Origin of the sequence: Streptomyces sp. NBC_00299 (genome assembly GCF_036173045.1) — a bacterium.
GTDB lineage: Bacteria > Actinomycetota > Actinomycetes > Streptomycetales > Streptomycetaceae > Streptomyces > Streptomyces machairae.
Genome location: NZ_CP108039.1, coordinates 6,638,993 through 6,661,762, shown reverse-complemented (window position 1 = coordinate 6,661,762; position 22,770 = coordinate 6,638,993). Strand labels below are relative to the sequence as shown.

Genomic DNA, 22,770 nt, shown 5'->3' with positions numbered 1-22,770 from the left:
GCATGCCTCGCTACGAGTACCGCTGCCGCAGCTGCGGCGACACGTTCGAACTGAGCCGCCCGATGGCGGAGTCCTCCGCCCCCGCCGCGTGCCCTGCGGGGCATGACGACACGGTGAAGCTCCTGTCCACGGTCGCCGTCGGCGGCACGGCAAGCGCCCCGGCAGCCCCGAAGCCGAGCGGCGGGGGTGGCGGGTGCTGCGGCGGGGGTTGCTGCGGCTGAGCTGCCGCGGGCTGGGCGGGGTATGACAGGGGTTGCTCGGACGGCTCCGCGGCCGGACTGACGCCGACTTCGGCGGGCTCCCTGGCTGACGCCGCTTACGGCGAGCACTGGCGCGACCGGGCGCCGCGTCGGCGCCGGTCGGGCCGACGCTGCTGCCGGCGTCGCCCACGGCGAGGATGGACGATCACGGCGGACGCCGCGCTGAGGCGCCGGCCCCGCCCGCGCGACCCCTACCGAGGCGGCCAGGCCCCTCGGTTCCACCGCCCCGCTGACGGCCGCCACGCCGCCGACCCCGCGGGCGTACGGCCCTGAGGGCGCCCGGCACTCACCCCGGTCGTCCACCACACCGCCGTGCCGCAGGCGCCCGCAAGCCCTGCCGCAGGCGCTCTCCGGTTGCGAGCCGCGGCACCCGCCGGCCGCCGGCCCCACCCCGGCGCCGCCGCGCCCCCACCACACCACCGCGGCGCCGACACCGCACCCGGGCCCCGCGGCGCCCACCCGGGCCACCCGGCTCACCCGACTCCCGGCACCGGCACCGGCTCCGCCCCGCAGCGGTGCCCCGCGCCCTACTCGTCTCCCCGAGTCACGCTCAAGAACTCCCGAAGAATCCGCTCCCCCGCCAGCACCCCCCGCTCCGGCAGCGCGCTGATCGCCGGTGCGGTCCAGTCGCTGTCGGCCAGCTCGCCATGGCCCGGGCGCCAGCCCCGGTCCGCGGCGAGGAGGAGGTCGGCGTCCAGGAGGGAGTCGCCCGCAGCGAGGGTGAGGGCGGCGCCGGTGCGGCGGGCGACCTCGTACATGGCGGCGCTCTTGGTGAGGGGCTTCGGGACGGCGTAGAGCTTGCGGCCCTGCAGGGACACCGTCCAGCCGCGGTTCTCCGCCCACACCGCGAGCTCCTTCACCCACTCCTCGGGCAGCAGTTCGCGTTCGACGACGAGGTAGGCGAAGAGGTCCTCGGCGATCCGGTGCTTGCGCACCCACGCCGGGGACGCCGACGCCATGAGGTGGTCCTGCACCTCGGCGAGCGGCGCGCACTGCTCGGCCAGCCGGGCCGTGACCTGTGCGTTCCAGTCGGGGTCGGAGACGCCGTCGACGAGCAGGTGGCCGCCGTTGGCGCAGATCGCGTACTTGGGCTCGGGACCCGGCAGGTTGATGCGCTGGTACTGCTTGCGGGTCCGGGTCGTCGTCGGCACGAAGACCGCCGCGTCGCCGAGGTCGGTCAGCAGCTGGGCCGCGGTCTCGGTCATGTACGACAGCGGCTTGCTCTCGTGGACCTCCACGCACAGCAGCCTGGGCGCCCGCGCGTCCGGCATGGTCAGCGCGAGGGCCGCGGCGGAGTAGATGAGCGTACGGTCGAGGTCGCTCGCCACCAGTACCGGCATCAGACGTTCACCGCCTTGCCGTCGGCACCCGTCGCGCCCCGCGTGTACTTGGGGTGGATCAACCCCACGCAGGTGTACGGCAGTTCGGCGACCTCTTCCACCGGGACCCCTCTCTGTTCGGCCAGCAGACGTACATGGTCCAGGTCGGCTCCGGCGCCGGCCCGGGCCAGGATCTTCCAGGGCACCCGGCGCAGCAGCACGCGCGTGGTCTCGCCGACGCCGGGCTTGACGAGGTTCACGTCGTGGATGCCGTACTCCCCGCTGATGCGCTCGACGGCGGCCCAGCCCTCCCAGGTCGGCGCGCGGTCGCCGGACAGCAGTTCCTTGGCCGTCGCCTCGACCGCGTCGACGACCTCGGGGAAGCGTGCCGCCACGGCGTCCAGGAAGGCTACGGAGACGTCGGCGCCGGCCAGTTCGCGGTAGAACTTCGCGCCGTGGTAGTCGTTCGGGCCGACCAGGTCCGCGCGCAGGACCGTACGCGAAATCAGGCCGGACACCGTGGAGTTGAGGCACGCGGACGGGATGAGGAAGTCCTCGCGGGTGCCGTACGTCCGCACGCACGAGCCCGGGTCGGCCAGTACGGCGATCTCGGGGTCGAAGCCGGTGACGCCGTCGGACTTCTCGAACTCCTCCAGGGCCACGGCGAGTTCGCGGGTGATGGCGCCCTTGCCGGTCCAGCCGTCGACGAAGACGACGTCACGCGGGTCGTGGTGCTGCGCCAGCCAACGCAGGGCGTTGGCGTCGATGCCTCGGCCGCGCACGATCGACACGGCGTAGTGCGGGAGTTCGAGGTCGTGCCGGAACTGGGCCCAGCGGCGCATGAGGACGCCCACGGGGGTGCCCGCGCGGGCGAGCGAGACGAGCACGGGGCGCGGTGACCGCTCGGCGAGCACGAGTTCGGTGACGGCGCCCACGGCCTGCGCGAGTCGCGCCGCGGACTCCTCCAGGGCCGTGTGGAACAGCGCCTGGTACTGCTCGCTCGGCTGGTACTCCACCGGCAGCGACTCGGCGTAGTGCGCGCCGCCGCTCTGGATGGCCTCCTCGCGTTCCTCGGTCGGCGCCTCCAGCGTCACGTCCGAGAGGTCCTGCAGCAGCCAGCCGACCTCCTCGGGGGCGTACGAGGAGAAGGCGGGGCCGCGGAGGGGCTCGGGCAGCATGGTGGTGGTGTCTCCAGGAGAAACGGCGAGGCGCGGCGGCGGCTCGGGGACGTAAGACGGCACGACCGCGAGCAGGACGCGGGGGGTGTGGGGGGCGAGCTGCGCCAACAGGCCGTCGGGCGCGTGCAGTTCGGGGGTGTCGGCGGTCGAGTCGACGACGGCTATGACGGCGTCGAAGCCGGCGCCCGCGACGTTGTAGGCGTAGCGCTTGCCGGGGCCGTCGTCCGGGTCGTCGTGGGCCGGGAAGACGAGGCGGGTGCGTATCGCGTAGCCGGGGTCGTCGACGGCGAGGACGGGTGAGCGGGTGGTGGTCGAGTAGCGGACCTCCGCGTCGGTGACCTGCTCCAGCTCGCGGGCGAGCCTGAGGGGCGCGTACATCAGCTCTTCGAACCCGAGCACGAGGACGCTCCGCGCGTCGGCCGGGAGCGCCTCCGCGAGGCGGGCTGCCATGGCGGGGAGGGCGGCTTCGAGGCGGGTGCGGTGCACGGGCGTGAAGCCGTGCCGGCCGCCGTCGGGGAGGCGGCGGGGCCAGGCCAGGTCGACGCGGGTGACGTGGGGGTGGGTGCGCTCGTCTGCCGGGTGCGGGCCGTTGGGGGCTGGTCGCGCAGTTCCCCGCGCCCCTGGGGGGTGGTCGTGCACGTCGGCTTCGAGGCTCTGCGCAGAAGCGGCCGTCGCCTCCTCGGACGCGGTCACGGCAACGCCGCCGTTCGGGGGCGCGGGGAACTGCGCGACCGGCCCCGACGGCGCCGCAGACGACACACGACCCCCCGCGGCACTCTCCGCCTCGTACCGCGCCACCAACGCCTGCCCCTTCTCCAGCACCCCCTCAGGCAGCCGTACGGTCCCCGAAGCGGCCGCGACCAGGTCCACCCGGGCCCCGATCTCCCGCGCGAACTCCTCCAGCCGCCCGGCGTCGGCGGCCGACCGCATGTCGACCAGCGCCACCACGACGTACCTCCGCCGCGGATACCGCGAATGAAGATCCCGAACGGTGTTCAGCACCGTGTTCCCCGTGGAGAACTCGTCGTCGACCAGAACCAGCGGCCCGTCACCGGCCAGCAGCGCCGGGTCCTCGGGCAGCAGCAAGTGAGACGTGGCGTGCGAGTGGGACTCCTCGAAGCCGCCCGCACGGGCAACCCCGGCGACCGGGCGGCGCGTGGAGTGCAGATACGGGGCGAGACCCACACCGTCGGCGACGGAGTGGCCGAGCCCGGTCGCCGTCTCCGCGTAGCCGAGGACGACCGCCCTGGCGGCCTCCTCCGCGCCCAGCAGGTCCCGCACCCGGCGTCCGAGGGCGAAGCCGGCGCCGTACACCACGGAGGGTGACTGCGGTACGTGCTTGCCGAGCACGTTGGAGACGAGCAGATGCGCCCGCTTGGGGTTGCGGCGCAGGGCGAGCCCCAGCATCCGGGTGAGCCCGTCGTCGCCCACGAGCTGGACTCCGAGCCGCTCGGCGACCCAGCTCCCGGACCAGACCCCGTCGTTCACTGCGTTGTTCATGCGTCCCTTGGTCAGCAGTCGTTCGGCCGGCTGATTGCGGCCGTTCGGCCTGGTCAGGCCGGGATTCCGGCGGCGAGCAGTTCCACGAAGCCGATGTCCTCGTTGGCCACGCCGAACACCTCGGCCCGCAGCATGGTCCGCTCGGCCCACGCCCGGTGCGGCTTCACCTCGTTCATCTTGTTCGTGTACTGCGACCTCAGTACACCCCCGCCGCAGCGCTCGGGCTGCAGGATGTCCTTGGCATCGCTGAACTCCTCGTGGCTGACCACGGACAGTGCGTGTACGGGCAGCACGTGGGAGGGGTGGATGCAGGTCTTGCCGAGCAGGCCGTTGGCGTGGTCGAGCGTGATCTCGCGCAGCAGGCCGTCCATGGAGTGCTCGATGAGGGCCTCGCGCAGCTCCTCGGCCTGCCCTTCGAGGAAGGGGCTGCGACGCAGCTGCGGCTTGAACATACGTTCCTGCACGCGGAAGTACTCCCACACCGGGCCGGTCACCGTGAACCCGGTGCCGTCGGCCCGCCCCAGCATGTTCACCACGTCGGCGATCACGGAGGCGACGATCTGGACGTCGTACGCGGTCATGTCAGGGGCCCGGCGCAGTCCGTACGAGGAGCAGAAGTCGGTGACCCCGAGGCGCAGCGCCAGCACCCGCTCCCGGTACTTGTCGACGGCGCGGAAGATGCCCTCCAGGCTCTCCACGCGTGACTCGCGGTACAGCAGGGCGGGCGACTCCAGCACCGGCATGGCGAACAGCCGGCGCCCGCTTTCGGCCTCCGCGAGGGCGAGGGCCTCCAGGAAGGGCATGCCGCGCTCTTCGGTGAACTTCGGCAGCACGAATCCGGACAGCAGCCGTACGGCGGGTCCGAGCCGGCTTACGAGATCGGGGATCTGCTCGGGTGTACGGACGCGGACGAAGAGCAGCGGGAGATCCGCCGCGCCCTCGCGCCCGGCGAGGTCGGTGAACTGGCGGACCAGGTTCTCCTCGCCCTCCGCCACGTCCTCGTCGCGGATGGAGTCCTCGAGGCACAGCACCATCGAGACCACGCCGCGTCCGGTCTGCTTGACGATGTCGTCGGCGAGCCGCGGTCGCGTGGCCGGACTGTAGAGCGTGGCGCCCAGGGCCGCGGAGAGCAGCCTGGCCGGAGAGTCGGCGGAGAATTCGCACGGCTCCCGGTGGAAGAGGCGCTGCCGCACCTCCGGGGCGATGTGCCCGAAATGACGCATAGAGCTCCCCCGTGGTGGCTATGTGGCCCCTGTGACCGGTTCACAGGTGGCCGGTAATAGTACGTAGATACCCATGTCAGGGGTTCCCGACAGGCATGAATTTCTGGTAACGCGGACAAACACGGGCGCACACGGCCTGTGTACCCCGCGTTGTCGTGATCAGGACGGAGAGGGCAGGATGATCGCATGACGCACGCGATGTTGAAGGGGTCGAACGTCCCGCTCGAAGCCACGACGGTACGCGCCGTGCTGCGCTGGACGCCCGGGCAGGGGGTCCCGGATGTCGATGCCTCGGCACTCCTCCTCGGCCCCGACGGTCGCGTGCGCTCCGACGAGGACTTCGTCTTCTACAACCAGCCCCGGCACCCCTCAGGGCAGGTCTGGCGGCTCGGCAAGAAGCGGGGCGCCGACGGCCTCACCGACACGATCCAGACAGATCTGTCCGGTGTCGAGCCGAGCGTCGGCCAGATTCTTCTGGTCGCCTCGGCGGACGGCGTCGCCTTCGACCGCGTACGGGATCTGCGCATCCTGCTGTACGACGCGGCAGCCGCGGACGGCGATCCGCTGGCGTACTTCGACATCAAGCCGGAGACGGGCGAGGAGACGGCCCTGATCTGCGGCGAGCTGTACCGCCGTGGCGAGGTCTGGAAGTTCCGCGCCCTGGGCGAGGGCTACTCGGACGGCCTGCGGGGCCTGGCCACGGACTTCGGTATCTCGGTGGACGAGTCGGAGATGGCCGAGGAGCCCACGCCGGTCCCCGAACCGGAGATCTCCCAGCCCCTGCCCCCGGAGCAGCCCACGACGACGCTCCCGCCCCAGCCGTCGTACGGCTACCCCCAGGCCCCGCAGCAGCCCCCGCCGACCCAGCCGGCCTACGGCTACCCGCAACCGACCAGCCAGCCGGCGATGGCCCAGTCGGGTTACGGCTACCCGCCCCCGGTGACGGCCCCCGCGACCCAGGGCTTCAGCCTGCCGCCGCAGGGCCCGCAGTTCATCGGACGCTAGCCGCAACGCCCCAAGGGACGCGGGGCTGCATCGATGTGCGGCTCCGCCGCGCGGGCGCGACCAGCCACAACACACCCGCAGCCGCGACACGACGGCGAGCCCCGAGCTACTGGGCGCACTGGCCAAGGCCCGGCGTCAGCGCTCCGCCTTCGTTTTGTAGCCGCGCCCCCACTGCAGCCCCCACCCGAACAACCGGTCCAGCTCGGCCTGGAAGCCGTAGACGAACTTGACCTCACGCCGGACCCAGATCTCCCCCTTCACGTTCTCGATCATCACCACCGCACAGGACCGGGCCTGCGGATGCCGCTCGTCGAGGCCGATCTCGATACGGGGCCCGTTGCTCGGGTAGAGCGTGACGATCGCGTGCGTGCGGTCGAACGCCGGCGTCTGGTCGTAGATGTACACGAAGACCAGCAGCCGCTTGATGTTCTCCCGGTGATCGAGGTTGACGTAGATCGTCTCCCCGGACGCCGACCCGAACCGGTCGTCCCCGCTGAGTTTCACGTACGGCGGCCCGTTGGCGTCCCCCAGGAACCCGCCCAGCGGCTGGACGACGCCCTTCGTCCCGTCGGTGAGTTCGTACAGCGCCCCGAGGTCGAGGTCGACGTTGACCATGCTCTGGCTGTGTCCGACCACCTCCGGCGGCTTGAGCGCCTTGAACGGATGCCGCAGCAGGCTCTCCCGCTGTGACCCGCCGATGTCGGACGTGCGCATGCGCCACGTCAGGTTGATCCGCAGATGCCCCGTGGCTGCGCCCTGCTTGGTGAGCGAGACGCGGTCGTGCCGCTTCGTCAGCTCGATCGAGTTCGATGACGCGCTGCCCGAGTCGAACTCGGCCGCCCGGCCCCGCCAGAGTCCGTCCAAGAACCCCATTCCGCCCCCCACGTCCCACGATGACCTGCGTTCACTTGGAAAAACCGGCGGGGCGGCCGGACGTCCGGCCGCCCCGTCGAGAGCGTTCCTCAACCGCAGGGGTGTCACACCCCGGACGAGACCTCAGTCTTCTCGTCCGAGCCCTCCGCTTTTCCCTCCGCTGCCGCCAGCGCGCGGTTGCGGCGCACCGAGGACCAGAAGGAGGCGCCGATGAGGACGACGCCGATCAGGCCGGTGATGATCTCGTTGATCTCGTACTGGATGGTGACCAGCAGGATCATGGCGAGCGCGCCGATGGCGTAGTGCGCGCCGTGCTCCAGGTAGACGTAGTCGTCGAGGGTTCCCTGGCGGACCAGGTAGACGGTGAGCGACCGGACGTACATCGCGCCGATGCCGAGGCCCAGCGCCATCAGGACGATGTCGTTGGTGATGGCGAAGGCGCCGATCACGCCGTCGAAGGAGAAGGACGCGTCCAGGACCTCGAGGTACAGGAACATGAAGAAGGCGGCCTTGCCGGCCAGGGCGACCGCGGAGCGGGGCTTGCCGCTGCGCTCGGCTTCCTCCTCCGCCTCATGCTCGCGTTCCTCCTCCTCTTCGAGCTTGTCCTCGAAGAAGCCGGAGAGACCGCCCACGATCATGTAGGTGATCAGGCCGCCGATGCCGGAGAGCAGGACCGTCTCCGCCTTGTCGACATGCGCGCCGCCGTGCTGGTGGGCGTTGGCCGCGAAGGTCAGCGCGGAGATCAGCAGGACGATCAGCGCGATGCAGACCGACAGCATGTCGACCTTGCCGAGCTTGGCGAGCGGGCGCTCCAGCCAGCCGAGCCACTTGATGTCCCGGTCCTCGAAGATGAAGTCCAGGAAGATCATCAGCAGGAACATGCCACCGAAGGCGGCGATCGCCGGGTGCGCGTCGGTGACGAGCTCCTGGTAGCGGTCCTTGTCGCTGAGCGCGAGGTCGACCGCCTCGATCGGGCCGAGCGATGCACTGATCGCGACGATCACGACGGGGAAGACCAGTCGCATACCGAAGACGGCGATCAGGATGCCGATGGTGAGGAAGATCTTCTGCCAGAAGGCGTTCATCTTCTTCAGAATTCCGGCGTTGACCACCGCGTTGTCGAACGACAGCGAGATCTCGAGGACGGAGAGGATCGCCACGATGCCGAGGGCGGTCCACCCCCCGAAGAGGACCGCTGCAACGAGGCCGAGCGCGGTGACCGCGAACGACCAGCCGAAGGTTTTCAGAACCACTGGCTACCCAATCCCTGTGTGTACGGGTCTGCCCCGCGCACCCGGCTTTACGAAACTTTGAACCGAAGTCTAGTCGGCCACCCTTCGTACCCCACCGGGGCCCGGCTTTTGCTCATAACGCGTTATGAGACGTTGACCCCGAAGTCGAGTGCGATGCCCCGGAGTCCGGACGCGTACCCCTGTCCCACCGCTCGGAACTTCCACTCTCCCTGGTAGCGGTAGACCTCGCCGAAGATCATGGCGGTCTCGGTGGAGGCGTCCTCGCTCAGGTCGTAACGGGCGAGTTCCTCGCCGTCGGCCTGGTTCACCACGCGGATGAAGGCGTTGCTGACCTGACCGAAGGTCTGGCCGCGCTCGTCTGCCATATGGATCGAGACGGGAAAGACGATCTTGTCGCACTGGGCCGGCACCTTGGAGAGGTCGATCAGGAGCGACTCGTCGTCGCCGTCACCCTCGCCGGTGAGGTTGTCCCCGGTGTGTTCCACCGAGCCGTCCGGGCTCTTGAGCTGGTTGTAGAAGACGAACCACTCATCGCCCAGGACCCGGCCGCTGCTGCACACCAGTGCGCTGGCGTCGAGGTCGAAGGGGGCTCCGGTGGTGGAGCGCGCGTCCCAGCCGAGCCCGATCATCACCTGGGTGAGATTGGGTGCGGCCTTGGACAGGGAGACGTTTCCTCCCTTGGCGAGCGTGACGCCCATGATGCTGGTCCTCCCCGCGTGATGCTTGTTTGGTTGTCCTGCGCATCCGGCGCCGCACCCAAACGGATGCGACGCCGGACTCAGCCAGTGGTGTCCTGAACGGTCACCCCCGATGTCGAACTCAGACGTTCACACCGAAGTCCTGCGCGATGCCGCGCAGACCCGACGCGTAGCCCTGACCGATGGCGCGGAACTTCCACTCCGCACCGTGCCGGTACAGCTCGCCGAAGACCATCGCGGTCTCGGTGGACGCGTCCTCCGAGAGGTCGTAGCGCGCGATCTCGGCGCCGCCGGCCTGGTTCACGACGCGGATGAACGCGTTGCGCACCTGACCGAAGGACTGCTGGCGGTTCTCGGCGTCGTAGATCGACACCGGGAAGACGATCTTCTCGACGTCCGCCGGGACGCCGGCGAGGTTGATCTTGATCTGCTCGTCGTCGCCCTCGCCCTCACCGGTGAGGTTGTCACCGGTGTGCTCGACCGAGCCGTCGGCGCTCTTCAGGTTGTTGAAGAACACGAAGTTCGCGTCGCTGGCGACCTTGCCCTCCGCGTTCGTCAGCAGCGCGCTGGCGTCGAGGTCGAAGTCGGTGCCGGTCGTGGTGCGGATGTCCCACCCCAGACCGACGATGACCGCAGTGAGGCCCGGGGCCTCCTTGCTCAGTGATACGTTGCCGCCCTTGCTGAGGCTGACTCCCACGAGTCCTCCATTGGTTTCCAGGGGCGGGGAGCCCCGCCGTGCGTTTGATATCGGATCAACGAGTCGATCCTAGTAACGGGTTCCCGTGGCTTGCATGCCTTGGTACCGAAGAATCACGGGTGTCGGTCACCAGAGGGACCGGACGGGATCAGAGGGTGTCGAGCGCCTTGACGTACTCGCTCAGGTCGCGCGCGTCCGGCAGGGCGTTGACGACGGTCCAGCGGAGCACGCCCTCCTTGTCGATGACGAAGGTGCCGCGCACCGCGCAGCCCTTGTCCTCGGCGAAGACGCCGTAGGCACGGCTGACCTCGCCGTGCGGCCAGAAGTCGCTGAGCAGCGGGTACTCCAGGCCCTCCTGCTCGGCGAAGACGCGCAGGGTGTGGATGGAGTCGTTGGAGACGGCGAGGACCTGCGTGTCGCGGTCGGAGAACTGCGGCAGGTTGTCACGCACCTCGCACAGCTCACCGGTGCACACGCCGGTGAAGGCGAAGGGGTAGAAGAGCAGGACGACGTTCTTTGAACCGCGGAAGTCGGAGAGCTTCACGGTCGCACCGTGGTTGTCCTTGAGCTCGAAGTCGGGGGCCTTGTCGCCGACCTGGATCGCCATCGTCGTGAATGTCCCTTCGGTGAGGCTGTTCGGGTGGCATCCACCCTACGCAGCGATCTCCGGGGCACACGCATGAGCCGGGCTGGACTTCGCAGTCCAGCCCGGCAAGGTGGGCCCGTACGGCCGCTCCGGCACCTACGGAGCCTCTCAGCCGTGGGTCACTTCGATTCGACTACTTCTTGGACTTCGCGGCCTTGGGCGTCACCAGCCGGCTGCCACTCCAGTCCTTGCCGACGCTGACGCTCTTGGACGCCGACAGACCCGCTGTGGTCGACGCTTCAGAGATGTCGCTGGGCTCCACGTAGCCATCACGGCCGGTCTTGGGCGTGAGGAGCAGGATCGAGCCGCCTTCTTCGATGTACGTGGTGGCGTCCACCAGCGCATCCGTCAGGTCGCCGTCCTCGTCGCGGAACCACAGCACCACGGCATCGGCTACGTCGTCGTAGTCCTCGTCCACGAGCTCGCTGCCGACGACTTCCTCAATGGACTCGCGGAGTTCCTGGTCTACGTCCTCGTCGTAGCCGATCTCCTGGACCACCTGCTCGGGCTGGAACCCCAGCCTGACGGCAGGGTTCGTCCGCTCCTCCGCGTGGTCCGCGGTCGCGCTCACGGGTTGCCTCCTGATCATGTCTTGGGAATAACTCAGCCACGCGCGTGCGCGAAGCATTGGCCGTAGTCCACACGGGCGGGGCGGATCGCGCAAGTACCCGGCCGTTCAGACCGCCGAAACGGTGACGTTCCTGAACGTGTCACCGCAACTCCAGGCACGCCACCATCGTCTCAAGGTGACGCCCGCCACACCAATCTGCCCCCTTTGTGCGTTTGGGAACCATCCATGGTCACTCCGCCGTTCACCAGACCCCGGGTTACCTCACAGTAGAGATGACGTTTGGCGCGCCGAGGTACACGATGGGGAGCGGTGCAGACCCTCAGAAACACGGCCCTCTGACAGGTAAGGAACAGCGTGGCTTCCGGATCAGATCGCAACCCGATCATCATTGGCGGCCTTCCGAGTCAGGTTCCTGACTTCGACCCCGAGGAAACCCAGGAGTGGCTCGACTCCCTCGACGCCGCCGTGGACGAGCGCGGCCGGGAGCGGGCCCGCTATCTGATGCTGCGGCTGATCGAGCGGGCCCGCGAGAAGCGCGTGGCCGTGCCCGAGATGCGCAGCACGGACTACGTCAACACGATCGCCACCAAGGACGAGCCGTTCTTCCCGGGCAACGAGGAGATCGAGCGCAAGATCCTGAACGCGACCCGGTGGAACGCCGCGGTCATGGTGTCCAGGGCCCAGCGCCCCGGCATCGGCGTCGGCGGCCACATCGCCACGTTCGCCTCCTCGGCCTCCCTCTACGACGTGGGCTTCAACCACTTCTTCCGCGGCAAGGACGAGGGCGACGGCGGCGACCAGGTCTTCTTCCAGGGCCACGCCTCCCCCGGCATCTATGCGCGCGCGTTCCTGCTGGACCGACTCAGCGAGCAGAACCTCGACGCCTTCCGACAGGAGAAGTCGAAGGCACGGCACGGCCTGTCCAGCTACCCGCACCCGCGGTCGATGCCGGACTTCTGGGAGTTCCCGACCGTGTCGATGGGCCTCGGCCCGATCGGCGCGATCTACCAGGCGCGGATGAACCGGTACATGGAGGCGCGCGGCATCGCGGACACCTCCAAGTCGCAGGTGTGGGCGTTCCTGGGCGACGGCGAGATGGACGAGCCGGAGTCGCTCGGCCAGCTGTCCATCGCCGCGCGCGAGGGCCTGGACAACCTCACCTTCGTGGTCAACTGCAACCTCCAGCGCCTCGACGGGCCGGTGCGGGGCAACGGCAAGGTCATCCAGGAGCTGGAGTCGATCTTCCGGGGCGCCGGCTGGAACGTCATCAAGCTGATCTGGGACCGCACCTGGGACCCGCTGCTCGCGCAGGACCGCGACGGCCTCCTGGTCAACCGGATGAACACCACGCCGGACGGCCAGTTCCAGACGTACGCCACCGAGACCGGCGGCTACATCCGCGACCACTTCTTCGGCGACGACCAGCGGCTGCGCACCATGGTCGAGGGCATGACCGACGACCAGATCCTGCACCTGGGCCGCGGCGGTCACGACCACAAGAAGATCTTCGCGGCGTTCTCGGCGGCCAAGGCGCACAAGGGCCAGCCGACGGTGATCCTGGCCAAGACGGTCAAGGGCTGGACCCTCGGTCCGAACTTCGAGGGCCGCAACGCCACGCACCAGATGAAGAAGCTGACGGTCGACGACCTCAAGCGCTTCCGCGACCGGCTGCACCTGCCGATCGCCGACAAGGACCTGGAGAGCGGGCTCCCGCCGTACTACCACCCGGGGCGGGACTCCGAGGAGATCCAGTACATGCACGACCGCCGCAAGGGGCTCGGCGGGTACGTCCCGACGCGTGTCGTGCGCTCCAAGCCGCTGGCGCTGCCGGACGACAAGACGTACGCGACCGTGAAGAAGGGCTCGGGGCACCAGTCCATCGCGACGACCATGGCCTTCGTCCGGCTCCTCAAGGACCTCATGCGGGACAAGGAGATCGGCCGGCGGTTCGTGCTGATCGCGCCGGACGAGTACCGCACGTTCGGCATGGACTCGTTCTTCCCGAGCGCGAAGATCTACAACCCGCTCGGCCAGCAGTACGAGTCGGTCGACCGAGAGCTGCTGCTCGCCTACAAGGAGTCGCCGCAGGGCCAGATGCTGCACGACGGCATCTCGGAGGCGGGCTGCACGGCCTCGCTGATCGCGGCGGGTTCGGCGTACGCCACGCACGGCGAGCCGCTGATCCCGGTGTACGTCTTCTACTCGATGTTCGGATTCCAGCGCACCGGCGACCAGTTCTGGCAGATGGCCGACCAGCTGGCGCGCGGTTTCGTGCTGGGCGCGACCGCCGGTCGTACCACCCTGACCGGTGAGGGTCTCCAGCACGCCGACGGCCACTCGCAGCTGCTCGCCTCGACGAACCCGGGCTGTGTCGCGTACGACCCGGCGTACTCGTACGAGATCGCGCACATCGTGCAGGACGGTCTGCGGCGGATGTACGGCGGGGACGCCGAACACCCCCACGGCGAGGACGTCTTCTACTACCTCACCGTCTACAACGAGCCGATCCAGCACCCGGCCGAGCCGCAGGACGTGGACGTCGAGGGCATCCTCAAGGGCGTCCACCGGATCAGCGAGGGCGCTTCGGGGTCGATTCCGGCGCAGATCTTGGCGTCCGGTGTGGCGGTTCCCTGGGCCGTCGAGGCGCAGAAGCTCCTCGCCGAGGAGTGGGACGTCAAGGCGGACGTCTGGTCTGCGACGTCGTGGAACGAGCTGCGGCGCGAGGCCGTGGCATGCGAGGAGCACAACCTGCTGCACCCGGAGGAGGAGCAGCGGGTGCCGTGGGTGACGCGGAAACTGAGCGGCGCCGAGGGGCCGTTCGTGGCTGTTTCCGACTGGATGCGGTCGGTGCCGGACCAGATCGCGCGGTGGGTGCCGGGGACGTACCAGTCGCTGGGTGCGGACGGGTTCGGCTTCGCGGACACCCGCGGTGCGGCGCGGCGCTTCTTCCACATCGACGCGCAGTCGATCGTGGTGGGGGTGCTCACCGAGCTGGCCAAGGAGGGGAAGGTGGACCGGTCGGTGCTGAAGCAGGCGATCGACCGCTACCAGCTGCTCGATGCGTCGGCGGCGGACCCGGGGGCCGCGGGCGGCGACGCGTAGCGTCCGTCAACTGCTCGATGGGGTGGTGTGCCCGTGGGTGACCCGCGGGCACCCCACCCCTTCACATTTCCTACGATGCGGCCATGAAGCGACCGCTCGCGCAAGTCCGTTGGGAACGGTTCACCCAGCGACCCCTTTTCGCCCTCGCCCTGGCCTTTGCCGTGGCCTATGCCGTGCCGATCGTCTCGCCCGACGCGGGCCGGGACGTGGTGGACGTGTGCCTCGCGGTGGAGTGGGTGGTGTGGGGTGCGTTCGCGTTGGACTACGTGGTCCGGCTCGGACTCGCCGAGCGGCGCGGGGAGTTCGTGCGGTCGCACTGGCTGGACCTGGGCGCGGTGCTGCTGCCGGTGATACAGCCGCTTCGCTTGCTGCGGCTCGTGTCGACGCTGCTGCTGGTGGGGCAGCGGGCGCGGATGGCTTCGCAGATACGGCTGACCACGTATGTCGCCGGGGCGGTGGTCGGGCTGCTGATGTTCGGGTCACTGGCGGTGCTGTCCGTGGAGCGGGACTCGCCGAACGGGAACATCAAGACGCTGGGTGACGCCGTGTGGTGGTCGTTCACCACCATGACGACGGTCGGGTACGGGGATCATGCGCCGACCACCGGGGTGGGACGGATGCTCGCGGTGGGGCTGATGCTGTCCGGAATCGCCCTGCTGGGTGTCGTGACGGCCAACATCGCCGCATGGTTCATAGCGCGGTTCGAGAAGGACGACGTGGAGGAACGACGGCAGACGGAGGCGATACAGGTACTGACGGAGGAGGTTCGGGCGCTCCGGGCGGAGGTCGCGCTGCTGTCGGGGGCGACTGTGCCGGGGCAGGTTGCGGAGGAGCAGCCTCGTTGACTGTGACCCGGGGTTGGGGCACGCTCGCCCGCGCCCGCGGGGTGCCGCTGCACCCGCCCGTGCCGCCCCACCGGCACGACTGCCCGCAGCACGGGGGCGCTGGCACTCGGGCACGGTTGCCTGCAGCCAGGTGGACACGGCGCCCGCGGCCGCATGGGCACTGGAGACGCAGCCACATCCGCAGCCGGGGGCACAGCCGCACCGGCACAACGGTTGCCCGCAGCTGGGTGGGCCCAGACACCCCCGGCCGCGTCGGCACGCTGGGCGCGACGCCCCGGCCAATCCGCGCCGGCGGCGCGCCGGCCCAGGCGCCTTCGCCCGCGGCTGTGTCAGAAGAAGCCGTAGCCCGGTGTCGCCGTTCCCGCCAGCCACAGGATGGCCAGCAGGGTGTCGATGGCGCCCAGGACCACTGCGACCAGGGCGGGGACGGGGCGGGCTCCTGACCAGGTTCGGCCCATGGCCAGCCAGCCGCAGATGATTGCTGCCGGGCCGAGGATGAGGCCCAGTACGAAGAAACCGGCGACCGCGCAGATGGTTCCGACGATCCCCAGAGTCGCGCTATCCGGCCCGGTCCGTGACCACGTCCGGCCACGTGAGCGGGGGTGCCTGCGCGTTCCGTGCGAGAAGCCCGCCATCGTCAACTCCCTGGTTCGGCGTTCGACTTGGCGAGTACCCACGGTGCGCGGCTCATGCCTGCGCGTCCGGCCTGTGGCGCGCCGACCCCCTCCGGCAGCGCGCCACAGGCCCTGGCTTGACCCACTGTGACCTGCACGCTTGCCGGAGGGGAGGGATCTTCGGCGGAGTCACTCTGATAGGCGAACTCCGGTGGAATCCCGTCAGATGTGGGCCGCGCCCGCACCCGCTTCCGCGTTCTCGCCCCGCTTGGTGAGGAACGCCACGAAGACCGCGACGACCGCCACACCGGCGGCGACCAGGGACGCCAGGCTCATGCCCGAGATGAACGTGTCGTGCGCGACGTCAGTGATCTTCGCGGCGATGGCGTCCGGCGTACCGGGAGCCAGCGGCGCCACGCCGACCTGGACCGCCTCGGAGGCCTGGGCCTCCTGCGCGGTGGTGAGCGGCGGCAGGCCCGCGGACGTCCAGTTGCCGGCGAGGTCGCTGTCGACCTTGGAGGCCATGACGGCGCCCAGGACGGCCGTACCGAGGCTGCCGCCGATCTGCATCGCGGCCTGCTGGAGACCGCCGGCGACACCGGACAGCTCCATGGGCGCGTTGCCGACGATGACCTCCGTGGCGCCGACCATGACCGGCGCGAGGCCGAGGCCGAGCAGGGCGAACCAGACCGACATGATGCCGCTGCCGGTGTCCGTCTGAAGCGTGGACATGCCGTACATGGCGATCGCGGTGAGCGCCATGCCGCCCGCCAGCGGGACACGCGGACCGAACTTGGTGATCATCGCGCCCGCGAGCGGCGAGCCGACGATCATCATTCCGGTGAGCGGCAGCAGGTGCAGACCGGCGTCGATCGGGCTCATGCCGTGGACGTTCTGGAGGTAGAACGTCACGAAGAACAGGCCGCCCATGAACGCGATGGCCATCAGGACCATCAGCACGACACCCGCGGACAGCGGGACCGAGCGGAAGAGGGCCAGCGGGATGAGGGGTTCCTTGACCCGCGTCTCCCAGAACGCGAAGAGCGCGAAGCCCACCACCGACCCGGCGATGAACAGCCACGTCTGGCCGGCGCCCCAGCCCCACTCCGGGGCCTTGATCAGGGCCCAGACCAGGGAGAACATCGCCGCCGAGAGCAGGGCTATGCCGAGGATGTCGAAGGAGCGCGGCGCCTTCTCCGCACGGTGGTCCAGGAGGATCACGACGCCCAGGACGACGGCGAGGATGCCGACCGGCACGTTGATGAAGAACACCGACTGCCAGTTGACGTGCTCGACGAGGACACCGCCGAGGATCGGGCCGCCGGCGGTGGAGGCGCCGATGACCATGCCCCAGATGCCGATGGCCATGTTGAGCTTCTCGGCCGGGAAGGTGGCCCGCAGCAGGCCGAGCGCGGCCGGCATCAGCAGCGCGCCGAACAGGCCCTGGAAGACACGGAAGGTGACGACCGCCGCGATGCTGCTGGACAGGCCGATCGCACCGGAGGCGGCGGCGAAGCCGATCACACCGATCAGGAAGGTCTGGCGGTGCCCGAACCGGTCACCGAGCTTGCCTGCGGTGATCAGGGCGACCGCGAGGGCGAGGAAGTAACCGTTGGTGATCCACTGGACCTGGGCGAAGGTGGCGCCGAGGTCCTTCTGGATGGCCGGGTTGGCGATGGCCACGATGGTGCCGTCGAGGGCCACCATCATGACCCCGACCGCGACGGTGATGAGAGTGAACCAGGGGTGGCCTCGCAGCCCCTTGGCCGGCGTCGCATCCGACGGGGCTACTGGCGCCTGGTCCCCCGGCCCCGTCGTTTTGATGGTGGTCTGACTAGTCATACGTTCGAGGCTAATGACAGCCACTGACAATTGACAAACCAATTCACAAGTCGGTTACTGACACGTATGGAAACACTGCGCGAACGCAAGAAGCAGCGCACCCGGGAAGCACTGCTGCGTACCGCGCTGGAGCTCTTCACCACCCAGGGTTACGAGCACACCACCGTCGACGACATCGCGGCGGCCGTCGATGTGTCACAGCGCACGTTCTTCCGCTACTTCGCCGGCAAGGAGGAGGCCGCCCTCGCCCTCCAGGACATGACGGTGGCGCACTTCCTGGAGGCGGTGCGCGAGCGCCCGCCGCACGAGGCCCCCATGCAGGCACTGCGCCAGGCCGTGCTGGAGGGCTGGGACACGCTCAACGAGGCGATCGAGGCCGTCGCACCCGTCGAGCTGTATCTGCGGATGTACCAGGTGATCGAGTCGACGCCCGTCCTGCTCGCTGCACATCTGCGCCGCTCGGCGGAGATCGAGGAGGCGATCGCGCGCATCCTCGCCGAGCGCGAGGGGGTCGACCTCGACACCGATCCGCGACCGCGGCTGGCAGTGGCCGTGTTCGGCGGCGTGATGCGGCTGACGGAGCGTCAGTGGAGCACCGGGGAGGACGTCAGCCTGGACGCCATGCGGGCACTGACCGTCTCACATCTCGAACAGGTGGGCCCGGCACTCAGTGAGAGCTGGCGAACACGCTGAGGTCATCGGCCCGTTTACCGCACCTTGATCGAAACGTGATACCCATCACTTGGTTAACGCGAGACCCTCTCGTTCTCCTAGTGTGTCCTCCCAGTGACTTCCTTCGACACGTCCCCGCAACTGAACGTCTGGCGCGCTCTGCTCGCACTGGCCGTGGTGTTCGTGATGCTGGCGACCACCGGCTGGACCGCTCTGCGCCACCACCGGAGCGCCGCACCGCTGCAGGCCTCGGTCAGCGCCTGGGAGCACGGCAGCATCGCCGGACGCGCCCTGCCGGACGTCGGCTCCTCCCCCACGAAGCTCGCCCGGTTCTTCGCCTCGCTCACCGATGCGCAGCGCGCCGGCCTCGTGCAGCGCTATCCGCTCGCGGTCGGCAACATGAACGGCGCGCCGGTCGAGCTGCGTTACAACGCCAACCGCGTCGCGCTCGACCAGGCCCGCAAGGTCGAGCGCAAACGCATGCACGACGAACGGCTCACGCCCTCCGGTCAGCGCGAGGCGGGGCAGCGTATGCACCGCTTCGAAGCGATGATGGAGCCGGACCGGCACATCCTCGCCTTCGACCCGGACGGCGCGGGACGCGCCGCGGAGGTGTTCGGCGATCTGAACCGGGCCGAGCGGATCTCGGTGGTCGTCCCCGGCGTCGACACCGACGTGCTCACCTTCCAGCGCACCAACGCCAGCCGCAAGTACTCCGCACCGGTCGGCATGGCGCAGTCCCTGTACGCGACCGAGCGCGAGATCAGCCCCGCGACACGCACGGCCGTGATCGCCTGGGCCGACTACACCTCCCCCGGCGGACTCGGCATCGAGTCGGCGACCGCGATGCGGGCGCAGAGCGGGGCCGTACGTCTGAACGCGCTGGTGCGCGGCCTGCCCGGCAGCTCGCCTGTCTCCCTCTTCTGCCACAGCTACGGCTCGGTGCTGTGCGGCCTCGCCGCGCCCGAGCTGCCGGACCGCGTGGCCGACATAGCGGTGGCCGGCAGCCCCGGCATGCGGGTCGCGAAGGCATCCCACCTGCGCACGTCCGCGCATGTGTGGGCGATGCGGGACGCGGACGACTGGGTCCAGGACGTGCCGTATCTCGAGGTCGGCGGGCTGGGGCACGGCGAGGACCCGGTGTCTTCGGCGTTCGGGGCGCGCGTGCTGTCGGCGCGCGAGGCGAAGGGACACGGCGGCTATTTCGAGCCGGGTACGGACAGTGTGGCGAACTTCGCCGAGATCGGAGTTGGCGCATACCACTCCGTGCAGTGCGCGGACGATGCCGAGGCCTGTCGGGTGGGTTTGTCCGACACGGCGTCGGCCGGACGCGCGTAGAAGCACAGGAATTGCGGTCTGCGCGGGGTGGCGACGGAGGAGCACGTGCCGCATACGATGAGCCGCATGGGTGACGTACTGGCCGGATTTCATGCCGCCTGGGAGTTCGAGTCCGACTCCGTGCTCATCCGTTACGAACGAGGGATTCGAACACCCAAGCTGTTTCAGGCGCTTGGGGAACGCCGGGTGCCGCTGGAGGCGATCGCCGGGGTGACGCTGACTCCGGGCAGGCGCGGGACGGTCGTGCTGCGCGTCGAACTGCGGCCCGGTGCCGATCCGTTGATGGAGGCGGCCGCCGGGCAGCTGAAGGAGGGCGGCGATCCGTATCGGCTGGTGCTGCCTGCCGAGCGGGAGACGCTGGCCGAGTACTACGCCGACGAGTTGCGTGCGCAGCTGACGAAGTCGGGCGCGGCGGACGAGTTCCTCGTGGGCGCGCCGGAGGTGCCGTTGTCGTTCAAGGCGTACGACGGGAAGGCGTCCTTCGACGGCGAGAACGTGCGCTTCAGGTGGTTCTGGACCGGGGCCTCGTCGGCGAAGTGGAAGGCGGGGGATCAGAGCTTTGCCGTCGCCGAGTTGAGCGGGGTCGAGTGGCGGTCACCGGAAGTCTTCGAGGGGCATCTGCGGTTGCTGCGGCGGGACTCCGTGGACGACCAGCCCGCGCAGGTCGATCATGATCCGGCGGCTGTGGTGTTCGGGCTGGGGTACGGGCCGGTGCATGAGTCGTTGCCGTTCGCTGCGGCGGTGTTGTCCGCGGTGCGGGATCGCTCCGCGGGGGATGCGGCTGTCCCGGCCGCGGCTGTGCCGCGCCGGGATCCTGCCGACATCGCCGAGCGGATTCGTCACCTCGGGGAGTTGCATCAGGCCGGGTTGGTGACGGATGAGGAGTTCTCGTCCAAGAAGGCGGAGTTGTTGGCGGAGTTGTAGGACTACGCGTCTGCCTGAGTGGTTCGTTGTCGGCTGCGGGTCGTATATGGCTGGTCGCGCAGTTCCCCGCGCCCCTGGGTGGCCTGCAGCCGCCGGCGCCCGCGAAGAACGCTCCTACTCCCTGCCCGCGGACGTGAAGGACATGTCCGTGTAGCGGTTGCCGGAGACCTTCGCCGCGATCGGCTCCAGCAGGGCCAGGTCCTCCTCGCCCAGCACGATCCTCGTCGCCGCCGCGTTCTCCTCCACCCTGGCCGGCTTGCGTGTGCCCGGGATCGGGACGATCGGCAGGCCGTGGACCGAGGCTCGTTGCTGCACCCAGGCCAGCGCGATCTGGCCGAGGGTGGCGCCGTGGGCCTCGGCGACCGTGCGGATCGGGTCCAGGAGTGCGGCGTTGGCCGCCGCGTTCTCGCCGGTGTAGCGGGGCTGTTGACGGCGGAAGTCACCGGCCGTCAGGTCCTCGGCCTTGGCGAACGCGCCGGTGAGGAAGCCGCGGCCCAACGGGGAGTACGGGACCAGGGTCACGCCCAGGTCGCGGGCTGCCGGGACCACGCTCGCCTCGATGTCCCGGCTGAACAGGGACCACTCCGACTGCACGGCCGCGATGGGGTGGACGGCGTGGGCGGCGCGCAGTTCCGTCGCCGTCACCTCGCTCAGGCCCAGGTGCTTGACCTTGCCCTCGCGGACCAGTTCCGCCATGACGGCGACGGTCTCCTCCAGAGGAACGTCCACGTCACGGCGGTGCATGTAGTAGAGGTCGATCGCCTCGGCGTCGAGGCGCTTGAGGCTCGCCTCGATGCACTGGCGGATGTAGGGCGTGTCGTTGCGGATGATCCGCTTCGTGGGGTCGTCGGGGTGAATCGCCAGGCCGAACTTGGTGGCGATGACGACCTCGTCGCGGTGCGCCTTCAAGAAGGGGGCGAGAAACCTCTCGTTCTCGCCGGCGCCGTACGCGTCCGCCGTGTCGTACAGCGTGACGCCCAGTTCGAGTGCCCGCTCCAGGGTCGCCCTGGACTCGCCCGCGTCGGAGGGGCCGTACCCGAAGCTCATGCCCATGCAGCCGAGGCCCTGGACCCCCACCTCGGGGCCCTGCGCGCCGAGTCGTGCTGTCGCGATCCTGCTGTCCGTCATCCGGCCTGCTCCGCCTTCTCCTGCTCGTACGTGTCCTGCTTGTACTTGTCCTGCTCGTACAGACGGCCCGCGTCCGCGTAGAAGCTGATCTTCCGGTCGAGCACGGCCAGCGTGTCCTGGAGCTCGGCGATCCGGGCGAGGACGTCGCGGCGGGTGGTCTCCAGCAGCTCGAAGCGCGCGCCGAACGTGTGGTCGCCCTCGCGCACCAGCTCGGCGTACCGGACCATGTCGGCGACCGGCATGCCGGTCAGCCGCAGCTTGCCGACGAGGTCGAGCCAGTCCAGGTCACGGTTGCTGTAGCGGCGCTGGCCCGTGTGCGAGCGGTCGATGTGCGGCATGAGGCCGATCCGCTCGTACCAGCGCAGGGTGTGGGCCGTCAGGCCGGTGAAGGCGACGACCTCGCTGATCGTGTAACTGTCCTGGCCCGCCGGCCGCCGGTGCGGATGCGGCGGGGCGGCACAACTGTCGGTCCTGGTGCTCGTGGTCTCCATCACCGTCATGCGTTCCACGCTATGGCCTTGGAGTGCGCTCCAAGCAAGCGGAAACGGTAAGAAAACCGCGGGACATGGCGTGATCACCGTGGTTAGCGTGCGAGGCATGAGTCTCGTACGCCGTGCCCTGCCCGAGGACGCCGCCGAAGTGCTGCGGCTGCGTCAGGTGATGATCGACTCGCTGGCCCGGACGGCCGGGGCGACTCAGTGGCACGGGGAGGCGCTGCCGACGCTGCGGGCCAGGCTCGCCGAGCCTCAGGGAGACTTCGCGGCGTTCGTCGTCGATCACCCCGAGCGGCCGGGGACTCTCGCCGCGCTGCTGGCGGGGACGCTGGAGTACCGGATCGGCCGGGCCGGCCACCCGCACGGGATGATCGGGTACGTCTTCAGCGTCGCCACCGACCCGGACGCCCGGCGCCGCGGGTACGCACGCGCGTGCATGGAGGGGTTGCTGGACTGGTGCCGCGAGCGGGGTGCCAGTCACGTCATGCTCACCGCGTCCGCCGACGCCGAGCCGATGTACACGGCACTCGGCTTCACCCGGGACTCGGACCCCTCGATGCGGCTCTACCTGTGAGCGGCTTAGGCTCA

21 protein-coding genes are annotated in these 22,770 nt (G+C 69.6%); 8 read left to right on the top strand and 13 right to left on the bottom strand.

Annotated features, from left to right (window positions below):
- The first annotated feature begins 2 nt into the window (after positions 1–2).
- Positions 3–221: an FmdB family zinc ribbon protein gene (locus OHT51_RS29630; protein WP_328881967.1), complete on the top strand. Its 219-nt coding sequence runs from the start codon at positions 3–5 to the stop codon at positions 219–221.
- Between the two features lie 566 nt (positions 222–787).
- On the opposite strand, the gene OHT51_RS29625 is transcribed toward OHT51_RS29630, so the two are convergent.
- Genes OHT51_RS29625 through OHT51_RS29615 form a run of 3 tightly spaced genes read right to left on the bottom strand, consistent with a single transcriptional unit; the run spans position 788 to position 5,480 of the window.
- Positions 788–1,600: an HAD family hydrolase gene (locus tag OHT51_RS29625; RefSeq protein ID WP_328881966.1), complete on the bottom strand. Its 813-nt coding sequence runs from the start codon at positions 1,598–1,600 to the stop codon at positions 788–790.
- On the bottom strand, positions 1,600–4,257 hold the full coding sequence (locus tag OHT51_RS29620; protein WP_328881965.1) for a phosphoribosyltransferase: 2,658 nt from the start codon (positions 4,255–4,257) through the stop codon (positions 1,600–1,602). The genes OHT51_RS29625 and OHT51_RS29620 overlap by 1 nt, the downstream gene beginning before the upstream one ends.
- A gap of 53 nt (positions 4,258–4,310) precedes the next feature.
- Positions 4,311–5,480 (bottom strand): HpcH/HpaI aldolase/citrate lyase family protein, encoded by a 1,170-nt coding sequence (locus OHT51_RS29615; RefSeq protein ID WP_328881964.1) that lies wholly within the window; start codon positions 5,478–5,480, stop codon positions 4,311–4,313.
- Between the two features lie 186 nt (positions 5,481–5,666).
- Here OHT51_RS29615 and OHT51_RS29610 point away from each other — a divergent pair, with 186 nt between their 5' ends.
- Positions 5,667–6,485 (top strand): TerD family protein, encoded by an 819-nt coding sequence (locus tag OHT51_RS29610; protein WP_328881963.1) that lies wholly within the window; start codon positions 5,667–5,669, stop codon positions 6,483–6,485.
- Between the two features lie 135 nt (positions 6,486–6,620).
- On the opposite strand, the gene OHT51_RS29605 is transcribed toward OHT51_RS29610, so the two are convergent.
- From OHT51_RS29605 to OHT51_RS29580, 6 genes are all read right to left on the bottom strand, one after another.
- Positions 6,621–7,358 (bottom strand): TerD family protein, encoded by a 738-nt coding sequence (locus tag OHT51_RS29605; protein WP_328881962.1) that lies wholly within the window; start codon positions 7,356–7,358, stop codon positions 6,621–6,623.
- Positions 7,359–7,462: 104 nt separating this feature from the next.
- Positions 7,463–8,611 carry a DUF475 domain-containing protein gene (locus OHT51_RS29600; RefSeq protein WP_328881961.1) on the bottom strand — a complete coding sequence of 383 codons (1,149 nt, stop codon included), beginning with the start codon at positions 8,609–8,611 and terminating at the stop codon, positions 7,463–7,465.
- Positions 8,612–8,733: 122 nt separating this feature from the next.
- Positions 8,734–9,309, bottom strand: coding sequence for a TerD family protein (locus tag OHT51_RS29595; protein ID WP_328881960.1), 576 nt, complete (start codon positions 9,307–9,309; stop codon positions 8,734–8,736).
- 121 nt (positions 9,310–9,430) lie between these two features.
- Positions 9,431–10,006 carry a calcium homeostasis/redox stress adaptation protein gene (locus OHT51_RS29590; protein WP_328881959.1) on the bottom strand — a complete coding sequence of 192 codons (576 nt, stop codon included), beginning with the start codon at positions 10,004–10,006 and terminating at the stop codon, positions 9,431–9,433.
- 148 nt (positions 10,007–10,154) lie between these two features.
- Positions 10,155–10,613, bottom strand: coding sequence for a peroxiredoxin (locus OHT51_RS29585; RefSeq protein WP_328881958.1), 459 nt, complete (start codon positions 10,611–10,613; stop codon positions 10,155–10,157).
- A gap of 172 nt (positions 10,614–10,785) precedes the next feature.
- Positions 10,786–11,223 (bottom strand): DUF3052 domain-containing protein, encoded by a 438-nt coding sequence (locus tag OHT51_RS29580; protein WP_328428043.1) that lies wholly within the window; start codon positions 11,221–11,223, stop codon positions 10,786–10,788.
- Between the two features lie 354 nt (positions 11,224–11,577).
- Here OHT51_RS29580 and aceE point away from each other — a divergent pair, with 354 nt between their 5' ends.
- Together aceE and OHT51_RS29570 are read left to right on the top strand one after the other, a co-directional pair.
- Positions 11,578–14,325, top strand: a complete 2,748-nt coding sequence (aceE, locus tag OHT51_RS29575; RefSeq protein WP_328881957.1) for a pyruvate dehydrogenase (acetyl-transferring), homodimeric type — start codon at positions 11,578–11,580, stop codon at positions 14,323–14,325.
- Positions 14,326–14,408: 83 nt separating this feature from the next.
- Entirely contained in the window at positions 14,409–15,170 is a 762-nt protein-coding gene (locus tag OHT51_RS29570; RefSeq protein WP_328881956.1) for a potassium channel family protein, read from the top strand.
- A 329-nt stretch (positions 15,171–15,499) separates the two neighbouring features.
- On the opposite strand, the gene OHT51_RS29565 is transcribed toward OHT51_RS29570, so the two are convergent.
- Positions 15,500–15,805 carry a small hydrophobic protein gene (locus tag OHT51_RS29565; protein WP_328881955.1) on the bottom strand — a complete coding sequence of 102 codons (306 nt, stop codon included), beginning with the start codon at positions 15,803–15,805 and terminating at the stop codon, positions 15,500–15,502.
- Between the two features lie 201 nt (positions 15,806–16,006).
- A complete protein-coding gene (locus OHT51_RS29560) occupies positions 16,007–17,626 on the bottom strand; it encodes an MFS transporter (RefSeq protein WP_328881954.1) in 1,620 nt (539 codons plus the stop codon).
- A gap of 66 nt (positions 17,627–17,692) precedes the next feature.
- Here OHT51_RS29560 and OHT51_RS29555 point away from each other — a divergent pair, with 66 nt between their 5' ends.
- The 3 genes from OHT51_RS29555 (at position 17,693) to OHT51_RS29545 (ending at position 20,560) form a co-directional block, all read left to right on the top strand.
- Positions 17,693–18,319 carry a TetR family transcriptional regulator gene (locus OHT51_RS29555; protein WP_328881953.1) on the top strand — a complete coding sequence of 209 codons (627 nt, stop codon included), beginning with the start codon at positions 17,693–17,695 and terminating at the stop codon, positions 18,317–18,319.
- A gap of 93 nt (positions 18,320–18,412) precedes the next feature.
- Complete coding sequence (locus tag OHT51_RS29550) at positions 18,413–19,636, top strand: alpha/beta hydrolase (protein ID WP_328881952.1); 1,224 nt, start codon at positions 18,413–18,415, stop codon at positions 19,634–19,636.
- Between the two features lie 66 nt (positions 19,637–19,702).
- Positions 19,703–20,560 carry a DUF4429 domain-containing protein gene (locus OHT51_RS29545; protein ID WP_328881951.1) on the top strand — a complete coding sequence of 286 codons (858 nt, stop codon included), beginning with the start codon at positions 19,703–19,705 and terminating at the stop codon, positions 20,558–20,560.
- Between the two features lie 114 nt (positions 20,561–20,674).
- On the opposite strand, the gene OHT51_RS29540 is transcribed toward OHT51_RS29545, so the two are convergent.
- Together OHT51_RS29540 and OHT51_RS29535 are read right to left on the bottom strand one after the other, a co-directional pair.
- Entirely contained in the window at positions 20,675–21,688 is a 1,014-nt protein-coding gene (locus OHT51_RS29540; RefSeq protein WP_328881950.1) for an aldo/keto reductase, read from the bottom strand.
- A complete protein-coding gene (locus OHT51_RS29535; RefSeq protein WP_328881949.1) occupies positions 21,685–22,188 on the bottom strand; it encodes a MerR family transcriptional regulator in 504 nt (167 codons plus the stop codon). The genes OHT51_RS29540 and OHT51_RS29535 overlap by 4 nt, the downstream gene beginning before the upstream one ends.
- A 97-nt stretch (positions 22,189–22,285) precedes the next feature.
- Here OHT51_RS29535 and OHT51_RS29530 point away from each other — a divergent pair, with 97 nt between their 5' ends.
- Positions 22,286–22,756, top strand: coding sequence for a GNAT family N-acetyltransferase (locus OHT51_RS29530; protein WP_328881948.1), 471 nt, complete (start codon positions 22,286–22,288; stop codon positions 22,754–22,756).
- The last annotated feature ends 14 nt before the right edge of the window (positions 22,757–22,770 follow it).

Excerpts from the sequence above, each read along its gene's own strand:
- OHT51_RS29605 (WP_328881962.1), bottom strand. The coding sequence starts at position 7,358 with ATGGGGTTCTTGGACGGACTCTGGCGGGGCCGGGCGGCCGAGTTCGAC.
- OHT51_RS29565 (WP_328881955.1), bottom strand. The coding sequence starts at position 15,805 with ATGGCGGGCTTCTCGCACGGAACGCGCAGGCACCCCCGCTCACGTGGC.
- OHT51_RS29585 (WP_328881958.1), bottom strand. The coding sequence starts at position 10,613 with ATGGCGATCCAGGTCGGCGACAAGGCCCCCGACTTCGAGCTCAAGGAC.
- OHT51_RS29535 (WP_328881949.1), bottom strand. The coding sequence starts at position 22,188 with ATGACGGTGATGGAGACCACGAGCACCAGGACCGACAGTTGTGCCGCC.
- OHT51_RS29620 (WP_328881965.1), bottom strand. The coding sequence starts at position 4,257 with ATGAACAACGCAGTGAACGACGGGGTCTGGTCCGGGAGCTGGGTCGCC.
- OHT51_RS29570 (WP_328881956.1), top strand. The coding sequence starts at position 14,409 with ATGAAGCGACCGCTCGCGCAAGTCCGTTGGGAACGGTTCACCCAGCGA.
- OHT51_RS29630 (WP_328881967.1), top strand. The coding sequence starts at position 3 with ATGCCTCGCTACGAGTACCGCTGCCGCAGCTGCGGCGACACGTTCGAA.
- OHT51_RS29555 (WP_328881953.1), top strand. The coding sequence starts at position 17,693 with ATGGAAACACTGCGCGAACGCAAGAAGCAGCGCACCCGGGAAGCACTG.
- OHT51_RS29530 (WP_328881948.1), top strand. The coding sequence starts at position 22,286 with ATGAGTCTCGTACGCCGTGCCCTGCCCGAGGACGCCGCCGAAGTGCTG.
- OHT51_RS29560 (WP_328881954.1), bottom strand. The coding sequence starts at position 17,626 with ATGACTAGTCAGACCACCATCAAAACGACGGGGCCGGGGGACCAGGCG.
- OHT51_RS29545 (WP_328881951.1), top strand. The coding sequence starts at position 19,703 with ATGGGTGACGTACTGGCCGGATTTCATGCCGCCTGGGAGTTCGAGTCC.
- OHT51_RS29540 (WP_328881950.1), bottom strand. The coding sequence starts at position 21,688 with ATGACGGACAGCAGGATCGCGACAGCACGACTCGGCGCGCAGGGCCCC.
- OHT51_RS29615 (WP_328881964.1), bottom strand. The coding sequence starts at position 5,480 with ATGCGTCATTTCGGGCACATCGCCCCGGAGGTGCGGCAGCGCCTCTTC.
- OHT51_RS29610 (WP_328881963.1), top strand. The coding sequence starts at position 5,667 with ATGACGCACGCGATGTTGAAGGGGTCGAACGTCCCGCTCGAAGCCACG.
- OHT51_RS29595 (WP_328881960.1), bottom strand. The coding sequence starts at position 9,309 with ATGGGCGTCACGCTCGCCAAGGGAGGAAACGTCTCCCTGTCCAAGGCC.
- OHT51_RS29625 (WP_328881966.1), bottom strand. The coding sequence starts at position 1,600 with ATGCCGGTACTGGTGGCGAGCGACCTCGACCGTACGCTCATCTACTCC.